Origin of the sequence: Exiguobacterium sp. s125 (genome assembly GCF_018618605.1) — a bacterium.
GTDB classification, from domain to species: Bacteria; Bacillota; Bacilli; order Exiguobacteriales; family Exiguobacteriaceae; genus Exiguobacterium_A; species Exiguobacterium_A oxidotolerans.
Genome location: NZ_JACSMI010000001.1, coordinates 1,295,826 through 1,317,915, shown reverse-complemented (window position 1 = coordinate 1,317,915; position 22,090 = coordinate 1,295,826). Strand labels below are relative to the sequence as shown.

The window sequence follows — 22,090 nt, the reverse complement described above, 5'->3', positions numbered from 1 at the left end:
AAAACGTAATCATTACGATTTATAAAGGGGACGATTTACATGTCACGCATTCCGATCACGGTCCTGTCCGGTTATCTCGGTGCAGGAAAAACAACAGTCTTGAATCATTTATTACATAATCGGGCAGGGCGGAAGCTCGCCATCATCGTCAACGATATGAGTGAAGTCAATATCGATGCGGCATTGATTGAAAAGGCCGGCTTTTCACGGACGGAGGAGTCGTTCGTGACGTTATCGAACGGTTGCATCTGTTGTACGCTTCGTGATGATCTATTAGTTGAAGTCCGTCGCCTCGTCGACCAAGGTGATCTGGATGGCATCGTCATCGAATCAAGCGGGATCTCGGAACCGATTCCGGTTGCCCAAACGTTTACGTACGTCGATGAAGACAGCCGAATCGATTTGACGGACGCGACGAAAATCAATGCGATGGTGACGGTCATCGACGGGTACAGTTTCCTGAAAGATTTTGAGTCCGGCGAATCACTAATTGAACGGCAACAGGCAGTTGATGAACAGGACGTCCGGGAAGTCGTTGACTTGCTCGTCGACCAGGTCGAGTTTGCGGATATCCTTCTCTTGAACAAGGTGGACCGACTGACGGCGGAAGAACGTCTCGAAGTCATCCGTTATTTGAAAGCACTGAACCCGGTGGCGAAACTGATCGAGACGACCTACGGACAAGTCGACCCGGCAGCAATTCTTGACGTCGATTTATTTGATTTTGAGCAGGCGGCAGGAAGTGCCGGTTGGATCCGTGAGCTCAATGCCGAGGAACATGTCCCGGAGACGGAAGAATACGGGATTCAATCCTTTGTTTATCGGCGGGAGGTCCCGTTTCATCCGGAGCGCCTGCTTGCGTTGATTGAGACGTGGCCGGAAACAATCGTCCGCGCGAAAGGATTTTTGTTCCTCGCGACACGACCGGAAGTGGCACTCTTGTTTCATCAGGCAGGATATGCGTCGAATATGGAATACGCCGGACGGTTCGAGACGCAAGCGGATCGCCGGACGGAACTCGTCCTGATCGGGATCGGTTTGGATCAAAAACGGCTTGAAGCACAATTCGATGCCTGCCTCGTTCAGCGGGATGAAACTGATTGGGCCTCGCTCGCCGATCCGCTTCCGGGTCGCGCGATGTACGATGACGTTTTTTAAATTCAGGTCAACTTTTGAAGAAATCACATCTGTGGTTTCTTTTTTTGCTATATTTTTAAAGGGAACAGGGAAATGACGATAAGAGAGTATGTTTCATAGAGGGGGAAGTAAAGTGCGCAATCGGGTTTTACAGTTCGCGCTCGTGTTTTTAGTCGCTGGAGGTATCATTTGGACATTGTATCAATTGGATTACCTCTATTTTGTATTAACGATTTCCGCGGTCGTCGTGCCGCTCGCCGTCATCATGATCATCTTCATTGAAAATCGGACGGCAGAATCGACGATTGCCTGGTTTCTAGTCTTAATCTTTTTACCGATTCTCGGGGTCATCATCTGGATGATGTTCGGTCGGAACCCGCGTCGCCGTCGCCGGAACCGCCGGTCGCATGATGAGCGGATGTTACTCAAACAAGCGACCAGGCCGGTCCGTTCGCTCGCCGTCAGTGAATTGCCGGCAAATCACCTGAAGCTCGCCAACACGATTCGAAACTTCGGTGGCGGTGGGGTCGATGTCCATACGGCAAGTAAAATTTTGACGAACGGAACGGAGACGTTCCCGGCGATTCTTGAGGCGATCCGGAGTGCGAAGCATCACGTCCACATCCAGTATTACATCTACCGCAACGATGAGACGGGGAAGGCGATCCGTGAAGCATTGATTGAACGGCTAGAAGCCGGGGTCGAAGTCCGCTTCATGTACGACGGGCTCGGCAGTTATATGCTCGGGGAAGGCTTTTTACGTCCGCTCCGTGACGCCGGAGCAAAAATCGCCGCGTATGATCCGATTTCGAGTCCCTTGTTCATCTTCACGGCAAACTTCCGGAATCACCGGAAAATCGTCGTCATCGACGGCAAAGTCGGCTTTACCGGTGGATTGAACGTCGGCGATGAATACGATGGTAAAAACAAGAAATTTGGATTTTGGCGCGATACGCACCTTCGACTCGAAGGGCGTGCCGTCAAGGAGTTGCAGGCGACGTTTTTGGATGATTGGATTTATGCGCATCTTGAAGGGACGGATACATGGGAGACGTTCGGTGGCGAGGACGGATTAGCACGCTACTTCCCGAAACATGACGCTGAGACGGACGGGGCGGTACAAGTCGTCACGAGTGGACCGACGTCAAAAGATCCGGCGATCCGTAATGCCCTGATTGCAGCAATCATCTCTGCCCAGCGCTCGATTTGGATTGCGACGCCCTATTTGATTCCGGACAATGAAACGATGACATTGCTGCGGCTTGCGGCACGGGCCGGGCTCGACGTCCGGATTTTGACGCCGGGACGAGGGGACAGCTTCACGTCGTATTACGGGACGCGGTCTTATTTCGGACCATTGCTCAAAGACGGAGTGAAAATTTATACGTATAACCGTCACTTCATCCATGCGAAAATCGTGTTGATTGATGGAAAGATCGGCGTCGTCGGGACGGCGAACATGGATATTCGCAGTTTCGTCCTCAACTACGAAATCATGGCGTTTCTCTATGATACGGAAAGTGCATCGAAGCTTGAGCGGGACTTCATCGATGACTTCGAAGTTTCGATTCAGTTGTCGTCCAATGATTATGTCAAGCGATCGCTTCGTTTCCGTCTGTTCGAATCATTCTCGCGGCTGATTTCCCCCTTATTATAAAAAGCAGAGTTCGTAGTCCCGTCGATAATGCATTGGCGGGACTACTTTTTTTGAATAATGGATTAGTTGTAACTTGAAACGGGAACAAACAGTTTTATACACTTAGGGTGTACATCGGTTGCACTACTTACTTTTTGGAAGGAAGTGAAAAGGACGATTTCGTCCTGATCCCGTATGCGAACAATTGACGAATCCCATTTCTATACGCGAGACATGAAACCACTGGCACGACCGGAAGCGATCATTCAAGGTGATCATTACCGCTTCACGATTTTGACGAGTCGGATGATTCGGATGGAATACGCGGAGGATGGTCGCTTTGAGGACCGGCCGACGCAAACGGTCTGGAACCGCGATTTTCCCGTCCCGTCATTCCGAATCGTTGAAGACGATACGGAATTGCAAATCATCACGGAACATGTGCACCTCCACTATACGAAAGGTCCGTTCGCTGAGAATACGTTATATGTCGACGTGCTCGGGAACTTCAGTACGTACTACAGCCGCTATACATTCGGCGGACCGCTCCGGACGCTCAAAGGGACGGCGCGGACACTCGACCATGCGGACGGGGAGATTCCGCTCGAAGAAGGAATCATCTCCCGCCAAGGGTACGCGGCGATTGACGACTCGGCTTCGTTCGTCCTGACGGAAGATCATTTCGTCGAGCCGCGCCAAGACGGGGCAAAAGATATTTATTACTTCGGTTATGGTCATGACTACAAACAAGCGCTGAAGGACTTCTATCATTTAACAGGACCGACGCCGATGTTGCCGCGTCAAGTTCTAGGGAACTGGTGGAGCCGTTACTGGCGCTATAACGAAAAAGAATACAAAGACTTGATGACACGTTTCAAAAAAGAAGACGTCCCGTTTTCCGTCAGCGTCATCGACATGGATTGGCACGTGACCGACATTCCGGAAAAATACGGGAGCGGTTGGACCGGCTATACGTGGAACCGCGACTTGTTCCCCGATCCGCGAGGCTTCCTGAAATGGTTAAAGGATGATGACCGGATGGTGACGCTCAACCTGCACCCGGCGGACGGTGTTCGCGGGTTTGAAGAGGCCTATGAAGCGATGGCTGTCGCGATGGGACTTGATCCGGATACGGAAGACCGGATTCCGTTTGATTTTTCGGACAAGACGTTCATCGAAAACTACTTCACGAAACTGCATCACCCGCATGAGGCGGACGGCGTCGACTTTTGGTGGATCGACTGGCAACAGGGAGCGAACTCGAAGATTAAAGGGCTCGACCCGCTCTGGATGCTCAATCATTACCATGCGCTCGATATCGCCCGTGACGGCAATCGTCCGTTAATCTTCTCACGCTACGCAGGACCCGGCAGTCATCGTTATCCGGTCGGTTTCTCCGGTGACACGATCATCTCCTGGGCATCACTCAAGTTCCAGCCGTACTTCACGGCGACGGCGTCGAACATCGGCTACGGCTGGTGGAGTCACGATATCGGCGGACACCAGCGCGGTGAAAAAGATGATGAATTATCGACGCGCTGGCTCCAATATGGTGTCTTCAGCCCGATCATGCGTTTGCACAGTACGATGAGCATCTTTAACGGGAAGGAACCGTGGCGGTATTCGGTCGAGGCGGAACAAGTCATGAAACGGTATTTACGGTTGCGTCATCAACTCGTCCCGTATATTTACACGATGAATGCCCGCAATCATTTTGACGGATTGCCGCTCGTCTCACCGATGTATTATGAGCATCCGGAAGACGAACTTGCGTATGCCGTCCCGAACCAGTATTATTTCGGAACGGAAATGATGGTCGCACCGATCGTCGAACCGATGAATCAGAAATTACACGTCGCGGCGACGACGGCGTGGTTGCCGGACGGGGAATGGTTCGATTTCTTCTCCGGTCACCGTTATACAGGCGGGAAACAAATGCGTCTGTTCCGAAAGCTTGACGAACAGGCGGTTCTGGCGAAAGCAGGCGCGATCATTCCGCTCGGTCGACACGTCGAGCACTCGAACGCCTTGCATAATCCGGAACACCTCGATGTTCACGTATTCCCTGGCGCCTCGAACCAATTCACGCTGTTTGAGGATGACAGTGTCGGTGTCGCCCACCGGGACGGGGAAAACGTCGAGACATCGTTCGAACTCGACTGGGTCGCCCGGACGATGACGATCGCAGCACCAATCGGAAAACAGGAACTGTTGCCTGAAAAACGGGTCATCACCGTGATTTTACGTGGTGTCAACGAAGGGTATATCGTCCGTGACGGGGAAACGTTACCGGGCGAATATGATCCGAAAAAACAATCGTTGACGGTATCGCTCGGTGAAGTGACGGAAACGGTCACGTTATCGCTCCAAGTCGAAATGTCAACGAACGATAATCGGATGGAACGCTTATATGAGTTCCTCGATCAGGCGGAAATCGGCTACGACTTGAAGGACCGTCTCTATCGTCTGTTGACGCAACGTCTTGAGCCGATCAATTTGATGCATCAGCTTCAGGCACTGGATCTTGAGAAGGATCTCGTCGACTGTTTACTTGAATTGATGCTGTACTGACGCGAAAATGAACGACAGGATGAATAGTATTCAAATCATTTTAGCGATTTTTCTCAAGTGAGTCATAAGCCTGTATGCATGGATTTTTAAAAAATCTGTGAATGCAGGTTTTTTTTCTTGGATAGGACGGCGTCTCACTTTATAATGTCTACAGTAGCTAATACGACCTGCTCCTTAAAATGTTATAGCCATAAACAAGTTTGATTTAAATCATTATAATGGTTAAATACATTTAAATGGGTTAAGGTTAAAAAAACATCTTAAAGGAGACATGATCATGTTAAATTCAGATTTAGATATTCGTTTAGAACCGCGCATTCAAGAATTATATCGATTACATAAGGAACGCTCTGCACATATCGACTGGAGCTATCACGAATTCATTCCTTGGGACAAGGCGATGTCATTTAAACGGGTTCCTTGGGAGGAAAGTCAAGTCACGCTTCCGGAAGGTGTCATCGTTGCGGTGGAAACGGCCTTGCTGACAGAAGTGAATTTACCTTGGTACACGTCGCATTTGGATTACACCTTTAAAAATTCGATGGAGGTCATCAATGATTTCGTCCGTACGTGGACGGCGGAGGAAGATCAGCATTCGAGCTTACTCGAAACGTATTTACTCGTGACACGAAACGTCAATCCGACCCGGTTGCATCAATTAAGAAGACGCGTCGTTGAAAGTGGTTGGTTCCCGGACTTTACGAATCCTTTAGCAACAATGGCCTATACGTCGTTGCAGGAGCTTGCGACACTCGTTTTCTATAACAACGTCGCGAGAGTGGCAGGGGCGCATGACAAAGACTTGGCGACGCTGCTTCGCCGTTTGGCGAAAGACGAAGCCCTTCACTATGCGTTCTATCGCGATACGGTAAAGGCACACCTTGAGCTCGATCCGAACTTCATCGTGTTCTTTGAAGATGTCATCATTAACTTCTCGATGCCGGGTGCCGTCATGCCGGACTTTACCGAGCGCATGAAAACCATCGCCGTCGATACGAATTACGGACCACTCCAATACTTCGACCAAGTATTAGATGTCGTCGTGAAATACTGGGATATCGAGAACTTGGAACCGACGAGTGAAGAAGCCAAACAATCACAAGCGAACATCATGAAATATCATGGACGTCTAAAACGAATCAAAGAACGCCAATTAGGAAAAAGTAAGCAAGATGTCTGAAAAGGGGAGCGGAATGAACATGACGTGCGAAATATGTGGAAAAGAAACGAATAACCAAGTCAGTTATCTGGAACTGGAGACGTGGGAATTTAAAGCGTTGAAGACAGATGAAAAAGACTTTCATGCGGTTTGTTACAGCTGTTTTGATAAGCATACGAACCAGTTCATCGACCAAGAAATGGATCTTGAATTGAGAAAAAAACGTTCGCAGATGGTGAATAAAGAAGTCGAAGCAGAAATCGAAGCTATTCTGGAAGTCGAAGTCGAAAAGTGATTCGAACCGCTTTACCGATGAGACAAGACAGCATCCAGACGTAAATGCTTTAATCGTCCTAAAAAAAGGTGTTCTCCCGTGTGTAAGAACCGGGAAGAACACCTTTTTGTTGACGCATTATTTACGCCGCAGTTTTTTCGCTTTTTGTTGCATCTCACGATACGTAATCATCGGGCTGTCGTCGACGGTCAGACGCAAGTGGTTCGGTTCGCCTTTAGACGTGATGCCGGAGCAGTATAATATGTCGGCATATTCGTTGAATAAATCTTCGAATGCAGGCAAGTGGTGCATCAAGCGACCGGGGGAGCCCCATCCGCATAAGACAACACCATTTTTGGCCCGGACTTGCTGTAACGTCTGTTCGACGAATTGGTAGTTGATTTCGTCATAGCTCGCCTGGGCGAACGGTAAATCTTCACTGACGAGTAAATCAGGCATCAAGCTGATGATATCGTATTGTTTGACGGGAGCACTGACGTGTTTCTTCATCAAGTTATACGCCCGTTGTGTCGTCGTCCCGGACAAAAAGGCGTCCGTCGTCCGCGGTGTATAAATCATCGCGGCGACGTGCGTCCCTTCCTCGATGTCGTCAAAGATGTAGCTTCGCAAATAACGTTTCGTCTTGTCTGCATCAAATGTCGTCTTGACGCGGATCGACGATTCCTCGATCTGAAGTGATGAAAGATCGGGTTGTGTCATGGTGGTGCCTCCTTTAATTGAGTAAACGTGAGCTGACGCGAAGAAGTAGGGCAAGTGTCTTTTGTTTGAAGTCGAGGTCGTTCGCATCAATCGTCTCGACTTGCTGTTGGTAATTATCATATTGTGCGAGGACGTCGACGACATATTGTTCACTGCGATTGTATTCAAACAGTGCGGACTCGAGCGTCTGGCGTTCAGATGTTTTCGTGACGTCATGCTGGTTGAGGTACTTCGCTGCCGTATGGGCGCTATCCGTCAGGTTCGTCGGATCGGCTTTGCCGTCCTGGTCAGCATCGACCCCAAGACCGCCATACTTTTCAATTGCTTCCGGATCCGTCAAATCAATCCCGTCGTGCTCGATGTCACCAAGCGACGTACCACCTTCATATCCCCAACCGACCCATGTTTTCGGCATGAATTGGAATGGACCGATGGCGCCGACGGACGACTGCATCGCGGAAGAGTTCGAAAAAATCGTCTCGACCCGATGGATTGCTGCTAACAGCTTCCAGTCGATTTCATAACGGTCACCGGCTTGTTCGTAGATGTCGATGTTCTCGGCAGGGACGCCGTATTGCCCGTAATAGGTACGATACAATTCATTTTGGACACGTTCCCGATTCTGCCAGTAGACGAAGCTGCCGGCGATGAGGACGAACAGTACGAACAAGATGCTAACTCGTAAAAACTTTCGCATAATGTTCTCTCCTCTTTCGATGATTCCACTGAATGGTATCACATTTTTAATGGAGCTAGTAGCTATTTCTTTACGGGACGGATAGTGTCGAAGGATTCGATCATTTTTTACCGATTTGCGTCCAGGCGGTTAAAAAAAGTAAGACGCGGGGAATGTTGTTAATTACTGCCATCGTCAACAGCGGAAAAGTTTGTTAGACTGAACGTCAGACGAAGGCATCGTTCAGTTTCATTAGTTTGTCACTTGCACGAAAGGTCAATCGGCTTGTAGAATAAGAGAGTAAACGCTTACACATCAAAGGAGATGGACGAAACCATGCGAACGATCACTTCCACTGGCGAACGAAAGAAAACGAGTTGGATTTTGAACATCGGTAGTCAGCCAAAGTTAAAGACGGACGGAGTGATTGAAACGTCGATGGATCATGAGCGACGCATCCTCTTTCAGCAATGGTCGATTCCGACGACGGAGACGTTAATTTTTCGGTTTAAGCAACAATTCCCGAACCATCTCTGCGAGAACGGGTATGATGTGTATGGAGCGGCTGCTTTTGATGAGCAGGTCGTAGAACTGATTTCGAATTGGTTCGTCGAACTCGTCACGGTCCTGACGGCGATTCAACGGACGAAAGGGATTCATCATGTTCATATTAAAGGCGGCGTCGCGAAACGAACGGACTTTTTACCGACGATCCGCAGAACGTGTCGGGCCCTCGAGTCGACGCTCGACATCACTTAATTTCAAAATGCCGCTACCTCGAAGTAAGTGTTCGACGGTAGCGGCATTTTTTTGTTTCGGAAAATCGGTTTCATTTAATAGGTATTTCATGCGTGAGAGTCGAAAGAGGTTACGTACGCGAATCGAGATTCTTCTCGACGGAGCGGCAGGCACGGAGTAACGCGTCCTTGAAAAAGCGATCTTCCTGTGAAGCCAGTTGGCGTGTCGCATCTTCGTCGCCACGCAGTGACTTGCCGAGCATTTGGATGACCTTGACCCAGCGGCGGACATGGTCGAGTTGGGGACGGCCCATTGCGACATAGACCGTGAACCAGTCATTTTGATCGCGGCGGATCATCCGTTGGAACAGGGATTTCGCTAAATCGACTTCTTCTGTCGAAGGCAGCTCGTTCGTTTCGAAAAACTGACGTAAGCCCCGGATGGCCGTCACATATGCCGCGAGGACTTCAGCCGACGGTTGGTGTTTTCCGTAGTCGGAAGTCGACAAGTGGATCAAGGCCGGTTTTTTCTCGATGCCCGTCACCCAAGCTGCTATCGTTTTACTGCCTTTGAGCGCTTGGCGGTTCGCGACGGGAAGTTTTGCCGTGACTTGTCCGACTTTCCCGATGACGGTCACTTTACTGTTGCGTTCCTGAATCTCCGTGACCTTCATCTCGACGGTGTCACCCATCTCGAACGGGATTGCTTTCGGTTGGAGCTTCTCTCCGGCAGAGAGGGGAGAGCGTTTACGGATCATCCGTAATGCTTCCTGCTCCATCCGGTCGTCGAGCGACCATAAATGTTCCGGAGGGACGTTACGGAAACGGCGGCGCCGCACCTTGATGTATTGATCAAGCGACTCCGCTGCTTGTTGACGGGTCGCGTCACCGGTCGCGACCGGTCCGATGATGTCTCGGAGCGTGATCGACTCGAGTCGTTCCATAATTCCTTCGAATGGAATCAGTTCCATTACATAGAGACTACAGACGACGAGTTCGCATTCGCGAGGGGTAAGAGGGCGTTTGGCCATAAATTGACTTCCTTTCCAGCTGGTTGATAACACTAGTATACCAAAAAAAAGTCATCATCACCTCAATCGGTGATGATGACAACTGGTGCGTGTTAGAGGACGTAGGCGGATTCCGAGCTGTTTTGCAGTTCGGCTTGACGCAGTTTGATGATGCCGTTATAAAACGGATCGTGTGCGACCATCAAGTTGCCGAGTGCTTTGACCTCAGCGACCGTCGTGTCTGCTTTCGCACCGGATAACCGAAGGCGAAACGGTTTGTTCGTCGATGTGTCGAACGTCAATAAAATGGTATGTTCCATGAGAATCCTCCTTTAAGATTAGGCGTTGAGTAGAGCGTAGTCACGACTGATTTCACTGTGTGTGTATGTTCCTGTGATTATTGCGCCGATGGCTTGACCGATTGCAGCGACAGCTTCAGGTGCTAAGTCTGGACGGAGTCCGTTGAAGCGACGACGGGCGATGAGGGCATCTCCGTTCGGTGAAACTTTATCCGCTCGTTCGAAGACGACGACGAGACTCGTTTTGATTTCTTCCGCTTGTGTCATGTGTATCACCTCCTTCGCCCCTATTAACAGGGTGCGAAGAGATATTGTTCGAAAGGAAGTGAAAAAAAGGATGATTTGGTTTCGATTTTTACGAAAGATGTCCTTTTTAAAGATGCGGACGTTAGGCTATGCGTCGTTTTTCTTTGTGTTCGGCGTCGCCTTGCTGATGTATCTCGTCGAACCGGAGACATTCGGCTCATATTTCCGTGCCGTCTACTGGACGATGACGACCGTCGTCACGGTCGGATACGGTGATTTCTTCCCGAATACGGATTTCGGGCGGATGATGACGATTTTTGTATTCATTTTCGGGATCGGGATCGTCGGGAGTTTAATTTCGAAGCTCGTCGACGGAGTCCAAGTGATCCGCGATCAAAAAGAGAGAGGGTTGTTGCAAGTGAAAGAGTCAGGCCATACGATCGTCTTCGGCTACAGCCGCCGGTCGAAACATGTCATCGAGGAACTGCTCGAGACGACGGATGTCATCCTCGTCGATGATTTGCAGCGGGAACCATTCAGTCACGAACGGTTCCACTATGTCAACGGGGACCCGGCACTCGCCTCGACGTTACAACGGGCGAACGTCAAACAGGCGGCGCGTGCAATCGTCCTCGCCGATCATTCAATGCCACCGGCGCTGGCGGACGGCCGGACGCTGCTGATTGCTTCGAGTATCGAACGCGCGAATCCGGACATCTATACAATCGTCGAGATGATGCTTGAAGAACATCTCGACAGCTTTGAACAAATCAAGGTCGACGAAGTCATTCTCGGGGACGAAACGATTTCCCGGATGGCGATTCTCGCCTCCCATCACCCGGGTGTGACGAAAGTCGTGACGAACTTATTGACGAAACACGGGGACGGAATGTTCTCGATTCCGGTACGGCCGGAGTGGACGACGTACCGTGAAGCGTTCCATGCGATGCTCGAAGAAGGCGTGACGATTTTGTCCGACGGAAAGCGACTCGACCTGAACCGAAGGCTCGACGAAACGATTCCGTCCGGCTCATTGTTGATCGTGTTATGTGGAGAAGAAACAGCTAAACGGATTGGTGCTTTTTAAAGAAGAGGATTACATTTATTTCTTTTCGGGTATAGTAAATAAATTTACTATGTAGAGGAGAATTTATTATGACGAACGAACAACCAGAGTGGATTCAAGAATTATTTGAGACTGTCGATCAAGGAGATTTGAAAGATGTCCCGAAATTACTTTATATGGCGCTAACATTAGAACCAAGTTATTTCACGAAAGCAGTCAGTCGACTCAACCAGCGGCTGGAAGTCGAAACGCTCCGTGACGTATCGGAGCTGTTGACGGTGTATCGTCAATTCTTCATCTCGGCGAACCCGTCGGAAGAATATTGGACGGTCGCCTGGAATGAATTGATTCAAACGATGCACCACTTCATCGACCGGACGGAAGCACAACAACTTTTTAAAGAGCACGTCGATTTAATCGACTGGTGGTCAAGTGAATCGTTGTTATCGTTACCGAGCTGGTTGACGGTCCTCGATTTAGCGGAACGCATTGATGCGCTCGATCAATTCAGCAGCTACCTGCCGGACATTTTTGAAAGTTACGCTCTTGAGACGGCGAAAGACGAGCCGTTTGCGCGGCTTGCCTGGTATGCCCTCGCAAGTCAGCAACAAGCGTTGCTTGAGCCACACCGGGCGCGCATCGCCGAGTCGGAAGCGACTGAAATCCGCTCGCTCCAAAAGTCTGATTTACTCGATCAAATTGATACGACGCGCGTCCATGTGTTAAAGTCTAAGAACAACGAACCGATTGAATTGATGTTTGATCGAAAATGGACATTATAAGGCAGTGAACAGCAAGTCACATCAAGAAACTACACGAATTTAATCCAAGGGGTGTAGTGATGATACACGTCAATGTACCGAGCGGTGACTACATCGTTCTAGTTGAAATCAATCGCGAAGTATTACTTTGTCAGACGTTAGAAGACGCGGATCAAGCTCAGCGCGACCGCTATGAACTGGTCGGGAGAATGAGTGAACGCCTCCCGGCAGAAGTAATCGGTCCCTCGATTGCGGATTTCGTCAGATTTTCAACGGGTTTCATTGGCGAGTCTGTGATATGGAACGAGGATGAAGAAGCGTTTTTTTGTCAGCAGTTTGAGACATTTGACGGTTCTCCGCTCGGAGAAGACTTGACGGGGATTGACGCCGCGCGTTGGCGCGCCGTCCTGGCACGGTACTATGCGTATGTCACGATTGGGAAAATCACTTCATTTGAAGTCAGCGAAGAATCAGGTGGCACTGTTCCTTTTTAAGTCCGTTGAATCAGCAAATCAATCGAATCGGCGTGTGTTAACAGAAGGGCAGGGTCCATATGAAAAAGCAACTTGTATCACTCACTGTCGCGCTTGCGGTCGGTCTACCGACGACGGCATTCGCTAGTTCCCAATATGTCCAGTACGATCCGACGTTCACTGACCAACAAAAACAAACCTGGTTAAAAGACCAAGGCCTAAAAGAAGTACGTCCGCTGAAACAGGACGGATTTTCGCTCGTCGAGCCACTCGCACACCTCGATGCGGATGAAGTCAAAGCTGACTTGATTCCCGTCACGGATGTCGAGAAGGCGACCGATTCGGCACAATTGCAACAAACATATCTTGATCAATCACGCATCCCTACTTACTGGAAGTACAGTCATGGGAAATCAGATATCCGCGTCGCAATCATCGATGACGCGATCGATACGAAACACTCGGAATTCAAGAACGTCATCTATAAGACGACGACGATTTCCGGAATCCGTAAACCGGATGATCACGGGACGCATGTCGCCGGAATCGTCGCAGCTGCAGAAGACGGAAAAGGCATCGTCGGTGTCGCTTCCGGTGTCAAGCTGATCGGCGCGGACGTCTTTGACGGCGATTATGCCAGTTCGATTGATATCGGTGACGGGATTTTATATGCGATCGCGCAAGGCGCGGACGTCATCAATCTGTCGCTCGGTCAATATGAATTTGATCCGTACATGGAAAAAGCGATCAAGAAGGCGGAAGCGAATAACATCATCGTCGTCGGCGCTGCCGGCAACGACGGTCGCAATAAATTGCTCTTCCCGGCGTCGATGTCGTCGGTCGTCGCCGTCGGTTCGGTCGGAACGCTCGGTCGGGCATCGACATTCTCGAACTACGGACGTGGACTGAACATCATGGCACCAGGGGAGGGCGTCTACTCGACGATCGTCGGGAACAAATACGGCTACCTCGACGGAACGTCGATGGCGACACCGATCGTCAGTGGCGTCATGGCGCTTGCGAAGTCAAAGAACCCGTTCATTTCGAACCATACGCTCCGCAGTAAGCTTTATGCGGCCGCATCGAAAAAATCAGGCGATACGTCGCTTCATTACGGGAAAGGACGCCTGAATGCCGGGATGCTGGCGAAAGTACCGGCTCCGATTTCGAAAATCTCGTTGCCGTCCGTCATTAAACCGAACCAGACGTTTTCGTTCTATTTTAATGAGTATTCGAGTGCGTCGACCCGGACCCGCCTGTATAAGGACGGTGCCGTCGTCAAAACGTTTTCCGACTCGAACTTACGCAACGGGCTTCACAAATTTTCCTACAAGCTAAAGGACAAAGGGACGTACAAACTCGTCTTCACGACGTCTGCCGGCCGCCATACACGAACGGTCGAACGTGTCCTGACGGTCAAATAATCAAATAAAAAAAGCCAATTCCTCATGTGAGGAACTGGCTCGAAGAAAGGACTCAAAGATCTTGCTTTGGGTCTTTTCCTTTTTTATAAACGGGAGTCGGCACAGTGAGGGTCTCACCTGTCCACTCGATTTTAGCTTCCATTTTATACCCGGTATCATCCTCATGGACAAACGAGAGGCGTCCCGAATCAATTAGTTGATACAAACCGAATTCAACCTGTTCCGCCCATGAGCGTAATGTCATCGCTTCATCATAGAGTGGAATTTGTTGTGGGAATCGTTCGTTCATCAAAAGAATATCGTGTTGGTCGAAATGATAGCTTCGTTTTGATAACGCATCCGGTTGTTTGACGTTAAATGGCTCGAACGCATGGATGAGTTCTCCTTTACGATAAAAGGCAAAGATGCCGTTGCGGAGATGCAGCGCCTTGATTTCATCGATTTCGATCAAGAACGTCAGCTTCCGGACGGTACGCTGGTTCGTACCAGAGCGTCGTTTTTTCATAGTACATGCCCCCTTCTGAACCATTGTACTATACCGCGAAATCACGTGAACACGCAACTTTTTCGATTGTCGTTTTTGAAAATAAACCTTGCGGGAAACAGGGGAGTACGCTACACTGTTAAGCAGTGACTATGTTGGTTCGGACAATTGCGGGGCACTTCGGTGCTTTGAGGAAAGTCCATGCTCGCACAACCTGCGATGGTTGTAGTGATCGTGCTACACGAAAAGATAAGTGTAGGCAGCGTCGTGCTGACGGCAGAAGGAACGCCTAAGTCTTCGGATAGGGCCGAAACTTCTTGAAAGTGCCACAGTGACGGAGCCTTACTGGAAACAGTAAGGGTGGAACGAGGTAAACCCCACGAGCGAGAAACCCAAATTTGGTAGGGGAATTTCCGGAGCGGAACTGAACGCGAAGGAGAGCGTATGTAAATACGGAGATAGATGATTGTCGCCCACGTGTGAGGGTCAAACCGTTTGCAACACTAGGGAACAGAACATGGCTTACAGGACCACATAGGCTGTTATTTTTACTTTGAACGAGAGTCCAGGTCCAACTGGGCTCTTTTTTTATTGAAATGATTTTGGAAATCTTAAAAACAGGTAGGAGCGTGAACAATCATGGCAAAACGTTTAGTCATCGCGACGGCAGCGATGGGCATCGAGGCATTGGTCGCAAAAGAAGTCCGCGATTTAGGATATGAGTGTACGGTCGAAGACGGAAAAGTTTACATCGACTGTGAGATGGAAGACATTCCACGTTTGAACTTGTGGCTCCGGACGGCAGACCGAGTCAAACTGGTCGTCGCGGAATTTAAGGCGACGTCGTTCGAAAAATTATTTGATCAAGTCAAAGACCTCCCATGGAGCGAACTGCTCCCGTGGGAAGCGAACTACGTCGTCAACGGCCGCTCGGTCAAATCGAAGTTGTTCTCGATCCGTGACTGTCAGAAAATCACGGAGAAAGCAATCGTCTCGCATATGCAGGAAGCGTACAACAAAGGCGACGAGTGGCTGCCGAAAACAGGAGCGAGCTTCCCGATTGAAGTCGCGCTCTTAAAAGACATCGCGACGCTGACAATCGATACGTCAGGCGACGCCCTCCATAAACGCGGCTACCGCGAGTTTCACTCCGCGGCACCGCTGAAAGAGACGATGGCAGCGGCAATGCTGATGCTGACGAACTGGAAGCCGGACATGCCGCTCTACGACGTCTTTACGGGTTCAGGAACGCTGGCAATCGAAGCGGCGATGATCGGACGCAATATCGCACCCGGGATCAACCGTGAGTTCGTCTCGCAGGAATGGGCAGCGATTCCGAAAAAAGCCTGGTTCGACGCAATCAAGGAAGCAAACGAAAAAGCCGAGTGGGACAAGCCGCTCAAAATCTATGCCAACGATACCGATCCCGAGATGGTCAAGCTCGCGAAACAAAACGCCGAGCTCGCGGACGTCCGGGACGCGATCAACGTCATGCAACGGGACGCAGCCGACTTCAAGCCGAAGGAAGACTTTGGTGTCATCATCGGCAACCCGCCGTACGGGGAACGTCTCGAGGACGCCCGTGAAGTCCATCAGTTGTACCGGAAAGTCGGTAACGCCTTTAAGGAATTCCCGTATTACAGTGTCTATATGATTACGTCATACGTCGAGTTCGAAAAAGCGTTCGGCCGCCCGGCGACGAAACGCCGTAAGCTGTATAACGGGAACATCGAAGTTCAGTTTTATCAGTACTACGGATTGCGCCGGAAACGTCCGCAAGCGTAAGTCGCTCCTGTTGTTTTATTGAAATTTGACTGATATAAGTCAGTCTAAAAACTATGTTTGTGACGGACGTTTCCGCCATCCTCGCTTTCCATGGGCGGAAGGTAAGCCGCGACAGCCCGCATTTCGATGCGGTCATGCCGGGTCTTCCCTCTTCCTGACGGAAACGCGAATCACGTTTCCTTTTCCCATAGGAGTCGAGGATGAACGTTTCCGTCCTCCATCAGTCAAATGGCCGATAATCCCACTTTTCACGGGAATATCGGCCATTTTGGTACAAATTCGTAGTGTTCATAACGGTTTAGTCTGTGACTGAATCACGCATGATAAAGCACGGATTCAGAGATATCCTCCCACATGAGTCAGCCTTAAGAGTTTTCCCGTGAACTGCTCAACAGAGCGTTTTTTTTGTGTATTGAGTTAGGTATTGTATTTAATCATACAATTCGTCATACAAAAAAAGCCGTCAAATCGACGGCTAAGCTGTTACCATTCATATCCTTCTTCACTATAAGATCCATCCGAATTGAAGAAGCGTTCTTCTGCTTTACCGCTTGACGTATTCGTATAGATGACATATACATCGAGGTCATCGTGCTGATCCGCCATTTTTTTAGCAGCTTTACGAGCATCGGCTTCATTCGTAAACGTTTCCGTCATAGTTGCCTTTTGATGCTTCTCTACACCATTTTCCTCATAACCTTCGACTGTCCAGACTTTTTTTGATGACATAATAACCAACATCCTTTCATTGCAGAGCGAGTTGTGTAACGCTTTGCTGTTTATCATTATGCTTGGTTTGATTAAAATTAGTCAAATCATCGTCCTTGTATGTATAGAAAACAGCATCCAATTAAGTGTTTCAGATTGAAGACGAAGAACGATTGTTCTCTTACACGAGAAGAGTCGTTTTTTAGCTTTACTTTATTTAGGTGTTCGCTTACATTTTTGTAATCATCAGAAATATCAAATCATTCTTCAATTTAATATGGTAAATTATTGATGTTGGAAAATGGTTGAAGAAACCAGCCTGTATTCATGAAAAGGCGTTTGCCGGTTGAAGATTTTAAAATATGCTCGACGAGGGGAGAAAAAAGAATGGATATCCTGTTGAAAGGTTTACTTTATGCAGCTGTGCTCGGAGCGCAGTATCTATTATCGAGTCAAAAGAATGTGTACGTAGGGGCAGTTGTCCCGTTGCTTTTTGTAGCGGGAATGACTTGGCGGTATGTTAACGTCGAGTCGGTTAGTACAATGCAATACTTGCTAATCACGGGGTTCGGCTTGCTTTGTTTGGTAGCGGAATGGGGGAAAGGCCGAGAGGTGTTTCGAAAAAATCAGGAAAAAGACTTAGAGCGCATGAGAATACAGGATTTGAAGTGAGTAAATCCTGTATCATGATTCGACGTTATGTTTCTTTTAAACGCTGTATTATTTAGTTGCCTTCGCTTTAATTAAGTATTTCATCGTGAGTGCAAGATCGATGATGAGATACAGGATCCCGTAAATCCGATTAAGCTTGGTAATCATACACTCCAAAGTAGTCCATCACCACTCACTCAAAGCCCTCCTTCTAAAGATAGAATAGGTAATAAATGTAATTAAGGTATTGCGTTAATCATATCATAAAATCTGTAACCTAGTATCTTTATTTCCAACTAAAGGTATAAAATGAAGGTAATGTTTTTGATGTAATAGGAATTTAAAAAAGTAGGAGCGTATCAAATGAAACCAATTGACAGAACGTTGATTTTGCTCAAACAAATGTTCAAAGATGAACCGAGATTTATTGTGGGGAGATACGGGAGAAATGGATGGGCCACTTGCACCTTCCATACACCGTTAACGTCTAAAGAGATTGATTCACACTTCCTGAAAGATACGTATTCTTTACCAAAGGACTACAAACATTTTTTAACGTTGCATAATGGATGCGGTTTATTTGAGACAGAATCCGTTTAATCCTAGAATTGTTTCCGCTTGAGAAAATGCTTGAAATGTCGGAAGAGTACCATTCAGAAGATGGTCTCCTCTCGGAAGGAAACTACTGGATCATAGGTCAAATCGATGAAAATTGGATTTTAATTGATAAAAATCAATGTACAGATGCAGAAGACTCTTTTAGAAACCCATATATCACGGTTGTGCATCCATCGGACGGGTTAGACACGGCGGTTGCGTTAAATTTAAATTTCGAATGTTTTTTAGAACGTGCAATCATCGCGCAAGGCGACTACTTTTGGCAGTGGTCTGAAGACACTGAACTCACTGTCATGTATGACGCGGTTTCAACGTATGAAGAAATCGACGAAACCCTCTATCTTGAAGACAAGAAATAAAATAATAGGACAAACAATCAGGAAAAAAAGGGGATACGGTCATGTGGTTACTGTTTGGGATACTCGCCATCTTCGCGACGGCGGTGAATCTGATTTTGTACTTCATCGGCAAGGACTATAAGCTGGCAATGGCTGCCGGGTTATCGCTCACGGCGCTCACGCTGTGTGCGGAAAACAGTCAAATTGCGAATTGGGTCGAAGCCGAAGATTGGGCGGCCTTGGCAGACGTTGTTCCCGGAATGGAACGCGCCTGGTGGTTCTTAACGATTGTGTCGATTGGACTGAATCTGACACCACTGTTGCTCGAATACAGAAAAAACCGATCTTGATTGAGGCATGAATGAATTTTTAAAGGGGATTACACGATGGATTAGCAGACCGTTCAACTGAGACGACAAGGCTTCATACTGCGACACATCTTCTGCACGAAGGATTGAGAAGAGTGTTGGGGGAGTCGGTGGAACAACGTGGTAGCAATATCACGGTCGAAAGACTACGGTTTGATTTTACGTTCCATCGAAAGGTGACCCAAGAAGAAATAAAGAGGTTGGAGGATTTAGTCAATGAACAAATTAGTAAAGGGCTAGCAATCAGTATCAAGGAGATGAGCGTAGACGAGGCGAAAGGAATGGGGGCTACCGGACTATTCGAAAGCCGATACGATGAAAACGTCAAGGTGTATTTCGATGGGTGACTTCTCGCTAGAGATTTGTGGTGGCCCGCATGTGATGAATACACGTGATCTTGGGAAGTTTAGAGTGATCAAAGAAGAAAGTTCCGCTAGTGGTGTACGACGAATTAAGGCGCAGTTGACTGAATGAATGGATGTGGAATTGTTATACAAATAAGAAAATGGAACGTTATTGTCTGCATTTGTCATTCCTTCGTCTAGCAGCATCTACAAACTGAAGTTCTTTTCACTCATTTAGAACTACTTATAGCCATTGATAGTTTCATAATAGTTCTTCCGGATTAATGCTTCTATTACGAAAACGGAATCATCAATAATAAGCCCGTGCCGTTGTAGCAATATCAATTGATCAGTGATCGAAATGAAAATCTTCTCGGATTTGGGTTTTAGTTTCAGCATGATTCGGCTCTTTAATATGATAAACAATTTTTGACCAATAGATAAGAGACCGTTATTGGCTAGTATTTCTAGATTTAAATGCCGATAGAGACAACTATCGCGTAAAGGGAAGCAAAATGAAAGGAAAGAAGTCCACACCTGAGGAATGATGTGGACTTCTTTTTTATAGTAACTATGCTTTTGCTACGTTAAATAGTCAGTATTCGTCGTGATAATCATTTATAGACATCACGACGATGGCCGATTTTAAGAATCAAGATTACGACTTTCTCATCCTGGATGTCAGCCATCATGCGATAACGCCATTCACCCGAACGATTCGAGACGAGTCCCTTTCCATGATGATCCGCGTTTGTTGGGACCCATCTTCTTGAGAGACTTTTGAGCTCCGTGCTCAAACTCTACGGTGTATGAAGTCATCCTAAATCAAGTTCCTTCATCTTGCTTCGGAACAGCCGTGTATCATTGGGGTTGACGACTTCGCCTTCAAAAAAGGACATCGTTACGGGACAATCATCTGCAATGCATAGACCCATCGTCCAACCGAATTATTCCGTTCATGGAATCCCGACGAGATGATTACATGTATAGATGGATTGATTGAAAAGCCTGTTCGAGCTTCTTCGGACAGGTTCCTAGGATACCAAGAAACATTTCAGAAAAAAGGCGTTGTAGTAGTGAGTAATCGTTTCTATCTGATTTACAATCTGTGGGAGTTGATTGTTACTGTTTGTAGAAATGTGCTATCTGGTCGTATACCAATCTGTAAGAGCCAGTCTGTGGTAGAGGAACTTTCATCCTCTATCACAGAATTTTTGCCCGATGATTCTACCCGATGATTCTAATCGTAAAATGCTTGTCTCTTCTGTTCAATCCATGTATCAAAAGGGCATGTCTCTGAATGCAATCGCTCGTTCTCCTCACCTAAAATAGCGAACTGTCAAGAAGTATAATGAGCTTGGTTACCGACACTTGTCACTACGACGGAAAAGTTCCCATTCAATTGATTGTTATATGCATCATTTAAGAGAGTACGTCTCGTTCCCATGTGAATCTGTCGTAATAGTTATAGAAAAAATGCATTCTTAAGTTTCCTGGGGTGCACTTTAAAATAGGACTGTATTTGATTGGTCGTATGACTCTCAGATTATTTTCCTCTTTTTTTAAAATTTTCAAATTCTTTGGTGCCTCTCTTTGGAGGTTCAGAGTCGTTTTGAATTGCTAACCATCCTATTAAGCCTGTGATTAGAGAAAAAATGAGGATACCTATTTGAGAAATAGAAACAGTATCTATAAATTGAGTGATTACTTTTAAAAGTACAAACGTACTAGCAATATTTAGGATCAACGCTATAAAACCTTTACTTGATTTTATAAAATTTAGAGTGACTAGGGCTTTCAATAATGACTTTAAAAATAAATTGATTGGAATTTCCAAAACTAGATATACACCAAAGAAGAATAGTAAACTTGATAAAGATTCGTAATGTAGACCAAGTATCTTTAAAAAAACAAATTCAAGAGAGGTAAATACAAGAAGTATGACAGAAATGATTAAAGCGCCTATAGATAGAGTTTTAATTCCTTTAATTTTAATCTTCCCCTTTATTTTTTAGATAGAGTGTCATAAATGTTAACTTTTCCCGAGCCGAAATAAGGGTCAATCCCTTCAAATCCTAAATCCACGGTTCCTTTAATTAATTGGTTGTCAATAAATGTTCTACTGATTTATGGACGAAAAACGGCGAAACGTTTTTCTTTTAAGAGAGTGCAAGCGAGTAAGGAATGGATTCGTCCCGAATCCAAGTGCAATGAGAGATTCGCAGTGGACGGATCCACTGCGGGTAAGAAAATACATCTTGTTTTTCTATGTAGAAGAGTGTTATGGAGCATGTATTAGTGAGACAAGTAGTGAAGTGTATGAAGGTTTGAGGGTAGATAGCTGATCGAAGTGAATTGATCCTCCTGTTAGATAGGTAGTAATGTTCTTTCTACTTGATGTACAACATGAAAAGATTTTTTGGCCTCATCGCACCGCTGCCCCCCTGCCGGACCGATAATTAGAGCTGGATTGTCAACACTAAACTAGACAATCACTCCTTAAGAAGATTGTCTAGTTTAGTGTTGACAATCGAATTTTCTTCATGGGTTCTTGAACTACCTCCACCTACGCTGCGCTAAGAGGTGGAGGATTCTTGAGTTATTC

The 22,090-nt window shown here is 47.4% G+C and carries 23 protein-coding genes and 1 other RNA gene; 16 read left to right on the top strand and 8 right to left on the bottom strand.

From position 1 onward, the window contains the following. The first annotated feature begins 39 nt into the window (after positions 1–39). The 5 genes from KNQ05_RS06740 (at position 40) to KNQ05_RS06720 (ending at position 6,798) form a co-directional block, all read left to right on the top strand. Positions 40–1,158 (top strand): GTP-binding protein, encoded by a 1,119-nt coding sequence (locus KNQ05_RS06740; RefSeq protein WP_214765614.1) that lies wholly within the window; start codon positions 40–42, stop codon positions 1,156–1,158. A 112-nt stretch (positions 1,159–1,270) separates the two neighbouring features. Further along, positions 1,271–2,794, top strand: a complete 1,524-nt coding sequence (locus tag KNQ05_RS06735; RefSeq protein ID WP_088836874.1) for a cardiolipin synthase — start codon at positions 1,271–1,273, stop codon at positions 2,792–2,794. Positions 2,795–3,007: 213 nt separating this feature from the next. Next, the gene (locus KNQ05_RS06730; RefSeq protein ID WP_251131948.1) at positions 3,008–5,344 is read left to right on the top strand and encodes a glycoside hydrolase family 31 protein; all 2,337 of its coding nucleotides are present in this window, start codon (positions 3,008–3,010) and stop codon (positions 5,342–5,344) included. 277 nt (positions 5,345–5,621) lie between these two features. Then, positions 5,622–6,524 carry an acyl-ACP desaturase gene (locus KNQ05_RS06725; protein ID WP_088836876.1) on the top strand — a complete coding sequence of 301 codons (903 nt, stop codon included), beginning with the start codon at positions 5,622–5,624 and terminating at the stop codon, positions 6,522–6,524. A 19-nt stretch (positions 6,525–6,543) separates the two neighbouring features. Further along, positions 6,544–6,798, top strand: coding sequence for a hypothetical protein (locus tag KNQ05_RS06720; RefSeq protein ID WP_251132427.1), 255 nt, complete (start codon positions 6,544–6,546; stop codon positions 6,796–6,798). A gap of 117 nt (positions 6,799–6,915) precedes the next feature. Here KNQ05_RS06720 and KNQ05_RS06715 read toward each other — a convergent pair whose 3' ends face one another. Further along, complete coding sequence (locus KNQ05_RS06715) at positions 6,916–7,497, bottom strand: DUF1643 domain-containing protein (protein ID WP_029333471.1); 582 nt, start codon at positions 7,495–7,497, stop codon at positions 6,916–6,918. A gap of 13 nt (positions 7,498–7,510) precedes the next feature. Beyond that, positions 7,511–8,194: a lytic transglycosylase domain-containing protein gene (locus KNQ05_RS06710; RefSeq protein ID WP_029333472.1), complete on the bottom strand. Its 684-nt coding sequence runs from the start codon at positions 8,192–8,194 to the stop codon at positions 7,511–7,513. Between the two features lie 315 nt (positions 8,195–8,509). Between KNQ05_RS06710 and KNQ05_RS06705 the strand changes: the two genes are divergently transcribed. Next, positions 8,510–8,932 (top strand): hypothetical protein, encoded by a 423-nt coding sequence (locus KNQ05_RS06705; RefSeq protein WP_088836877.1) that lies wholly within the window; start codon positions 8,510–8,512, stop codon positions 8,930–8,932. A gap of 109 nt (positions 8,933–9,041) precedes the next feature. Here KNQ05_RS06705 and KNQ05_RS06700 read toward each other — a convergent pair whose 3' ends face one another. From KNQ05_RS06700 to KNQ05_RS06690, 3 genes are all read right to left on the bottom strand, one after another. After that, on the bottom strand, positions 9,042–9,941 hold the full coding sequence (locus KNQ05_RS06700) for a hypothetical protein (protein ID WP_159172632.1): 900 nt from the start codon (positions 9,939–9,941) through the stop codon (positions 9,042–9,044). Positions 9,942–10,033: 92 nt separating this feature from the next. Further along, positions 10,034–10,240 carry a DUF2922 domain-containing protein gene (locus KNQ05_RS06695; protein WP_214804855.1) on the bottom strand — a complete coding sequence of 69 codons (207 nt, stop codon included), beginning with the start codon at positions 10,238–10,240 and terminating at the stop codon, positions 10,034–10,036. Between the two features lie 18 nt (positions 10,241–10,258). Then, entirely contained in the window at positions 10,259–10,486 is a 228-nt protein-coding gene (locus KNQ05_RS06690; protein ID WP_214801289.1) for a DUF1659 domain-containing protein, read from the bottom strand. Positions 10,487–10,556: 70 nt separating this feature from the next. Here KNQ05_RS06690 and KNQ05_RS06685 point away from each other — a divergent pair, with 70 nt between their 5' ends. The 4 genes from KNQ05_RS06685 to KNQ05_RS06670 all read left to right on the top strand — a co-directional run bounded on the left by KNQ05_RS06685 (position 10,557) and on the right by KNQ05_RS06670 (position 14,189). After that, positions 10,557–11,552 carry a potassium channel family protein gene (locus KNQ05_RS06685; RefSeq protein ID WP_251132428.1) on the top strand — a complete coding sequence of 332 codons (996 nt, stop codon included), beginning with the start codon at positions 10,557–10,559 and terminating at the stop codon, positions 11,550–11,552. Positions 11,553–11,620: 68 nt separating this feature from the next. After that, complete coding sequence (locus KNQ05_RS06680) at positions 11,621–12,313, top strand: hypothetical protein (protein WP_159172631.1); 693 nt, start codon at positions 11,621–11,623, stop codon at positions 12,311–12,313. A gap of 59 nt (positions 12,314–12,372) precedes the next feature. Then, positions 12,373–12,786, top strand: coding sequence for a hypothetical protein (locus KNQ05_RS06675; protein ID WP_088836881.1), 414 nt, complete (start codon positions 12,373–12,375; stop codon positions 12,784–12,786). A gap of 59 nt (positions 12,787–12,845) precedes the next feature. Then, on the top strand, positions 12,846–14,189 hold the full coding sequence (locus KNQ05_RS06670; protein WP_214804853.1) for a S8 family peptidase: 1,344 nt from the start codon (positions 12,846–12,848) through the stop codon (positions 14,187–14,189). 52 nt (positions 14,190–14,241) lie between these two features. On the opposite strand, the gene KNQ05_RS06665 is transcribed toward KNQ05_RS06670, so the two are convergent. Then, complete coding sequence (locus KNQ05_RS06665; RefSeq protein WP_235195231.1) at positions 14,242–14,694, bottom strand: hypothetical protein; 453 nt, start codon at positions 14,692–14,694, stop codon at positions 14,242–14,244. Between the two features lie 135 nt (positions 14,695–14,829). On the opposite strand from KNQ05_RS06665, the gene rnpB reads away from it, so the two are divergent. Together rnpB and KNQ05_RS06655 are read left to right on the top strand one after the other, a co-directional pair. Further along, an RNA gene (gene rnpB / locus KNQ05_RS06660) (RNase P RNA component class B) lies at positions 14,830–15,203 on the top strand. Positions 15,204–15,312: 109 nt separating this feature from the next. Then, entirely contained in the window at positions 15,313–16,458 is a 1,146-nt protein-coding gene (locus KNQ05_RS06655; protein ID WP_088836883.1) for a THUMP domain-containing class I SAM-dependent RNA methyltransferase, read from the top strand. Between the two features lie 483 nt (positions 16,459–16,941). Here the strand turns inward: KNQ05_RS06655 and KNQ05_RS06650 are convergent, their stop codons facing one another. Then, the gene (locus KNQ05_RS06650; protein WP_088836884.1) at positions 16,942–17,187 is read right to left on the bottom strand and encodes a hypothetical protein; all 246 of its coding nucleotides are present in this window, start codon (positions 17,185–17,187) and stop codon (positions 16,942–16,944) included. Positions 17,188–18,452: 1,265 nt separating this feature from the next. Here KNQ05_RS06650 and KNQ05_RS06645 point away from each other — a divergent pair. The 4 genes from KNQ05_RS06645 to KNQ05_RS15815 all read left to right on the top strand — a co-directional run bounded on the left by KNQ05_RS06645 (position 18,453) and on the right by KNQ05_RS15815 (position 19,615). Continuing rightward, positions 18,453–18,794, top strand: coding sequence for a hypothetical protein (locus KNQ05_RS06645; protein WP_214804851.1), 342 nt, complete (start codon positions 18,453–18,455; stop codon positions 18,792–18,794). Positions 18,795–18,835: 41 nt separating this feature from the next. After that, entirely contained in the window at positions 18,836–19,123 is a 288-nt protein-coding gene (locus tag KNQ05_RS06640) for a hypothetical protein (protein ID WP_214765637.1), read from the top strand. A gap of 128 nt (positions 19,124–19,251) precedes the next feature. Then, the gene (locus KNQ05_RS06635; protein ID WP_214804849.1) at positions 19,252–19,488 is read left to right on the top strand and encodes a hypothetical protein; all 237 of its coding nucleotides are present in this window, start codon (positions 19,252–19,254) and stop codon (positions 19,486–19,488) included. Further along, on the top strand, positions 19,457–19,615 hold the full coding sequence (locus KNQ05_RS15815; protein WP_353049617.1) for a hypothetical protein: 159 nt from the start codon (positions 19,457–19,459) through the stop codon (positions 19,613–19,615). The genes KNQ05_RS06635 and KNQ05_RS15815 overlap by 32 nt, the downstream gene beginning before the upstream one ends. A 1,416-nt stretch (positions 19,616–21,031) precedes the next feature. Here the strand turns inward: KNQ05_RS15815 and KNQ05_RS06625 are convergent. Beyond that, positions 21,032–21,439: a YrvL family regulatory protein gene (locus KNQ05_RS06625; protein ID WP_483297399.1), complete on the bottom strand. Its 408-nt coding sequence runs from the start codon at positions 21,437–21,439 to the stop codon at positions 21,032–21,034. Positions 21,440–22,090 lie beyond the last annotated feature (651 nt).

Coding starts and splice junctions, on each gene's coding strand:
- KNQ05_RS06740 (WP_214765614.1), top strand. CDS start 40: ATGTCACGCATTCCGATCACGGTCCTGTCCGGTTATCTCGGTGCAGGA.
- KNQ05_RS06730 (WP_251131948.1), top strand. CDS start 3,008: ATGAAACCACTGGCACGACCGGAAGCGATCATTCAAGGTGATCATTAC.
- KNQ05_RS06725 (WP_088836876.1), top strand. CDS start 5,622: ATGTTAAATTCAGATTTAGATATTCGTTTAGAACCGCGCATTCAAGAA.
- KNQ05_RS06720 (WP_251132427.1), top strand. CDS start 6,544: ATGACGTGCGAAATATGTGGAAAAGAAACGAATAACCAAGTCAGTTAT.
- KNQ05_RS06715 (WP_029333471.1), bottom strand. CDS start 7,497: ATGACACAACCCGATCTTTCATCACTTCAGATCGAGGAATCGTCGATC.
- KNQ05_RS06710 (WP_029333472.1), bottom strand. CDS start 8,194: ATGCGAAAGTTTTTACGAGTTAGCATCTTGTTCGTACTGTTCGTCCTC.
- KNQ05_RS06705 (WP_088836877.1), top strand. CDS start 8,510: ATGCGAACGATCACTTCCACTGGCGAACGAAAGAAAACGAGTTGGATT.
- KNQ05_RS06700 (WP_159172632.1), bottom strand. CDS start 9,941: ATGGCCAAACGCCCTCTTACCCCTCGCGAATGCGAACTCGTCGTCTGT.
- KNQ05_RS06695 (WP_214804855.1), bottom strand. CDS start 10,240: ATGGAACATACCATTTTATTGACGTTCGACACATCGACGAACAAACCG.
- KNQ05_RS06690 (WP_214801289.1), bottom strand. CDS start 10,486: ATGACACAAGCGGAAGAAATCAAAACGAGTCTCGTCGTCGTCTTCGAA.
- KNQ05_RS06685 (WP_251132428.1), top strand. CDS start 10,557: ATGATTTGGTTTCGATTTTTACGAAAGATGTCCTTTTTAAAGATGCGG.
- KNQ05_RS06680 (WP_159172631.1), top strand. CDS start 11,621: ATGACGAACGAACAACCAGAGTGGATTCAAGAATTATTTGAGACTGTC.
- KNQ05_RS06675 (WP_088836881.1), top strand. CDS start 12,373: ATGATACACGTCAATGTACCGAGCGGTGACTACATCGTTCTAGTTGAA.
- KNQ05_RS06670 (WP_214804853.1), top strand. CDS start 12,846: ATGAAAAAGCAACTTGTATCACTCACTGTCGCGCTTGCGGTCGGTCTA.
- KNQ05_RS06665 (WP_235195231.1), bottom strand. CDS start 14,694: ATGAAAAAACGACGCTCTGGTACGAACCAGCGTACCGTCCGGAAGCTG.
- KNQ05_RS06655 (WP_088836883.1), top strand. CDS start 15,313: ATGGCAAAACGTTTAGTCATCGCGACGGCAGCGATGGGCATCGAGGCA.
- KNQ05_RS06650 (WP_088836884.1), bottom strand. CDS start 17,187: ATGTCATCAAAAAAAGTCTGGACAGTCGAAGGTTATGAGGAAAATGGT.
- KNQ05_RS06645 (WP_214804851.1), top strand. CDS start 18,453: ATGTCGGAAGAGTACCATTCAGAAGATGGTCTCCTCTCGGAAGGAAAC.
- KNQ05_RS06640 (WP_214765637.1), top strand. CDS start 18,836: ATGTGGTTACTGTTTGGGATACTCGCCATCTTCGCGACGGCGGTGAAT.
- KNQ05_RS15815 (WP_353049617.1), top strand. CDS start 19,457: ATGAAAACGTCAAGGTGTATTTCGATGGGTGACTTCTCGCTAGAGATT.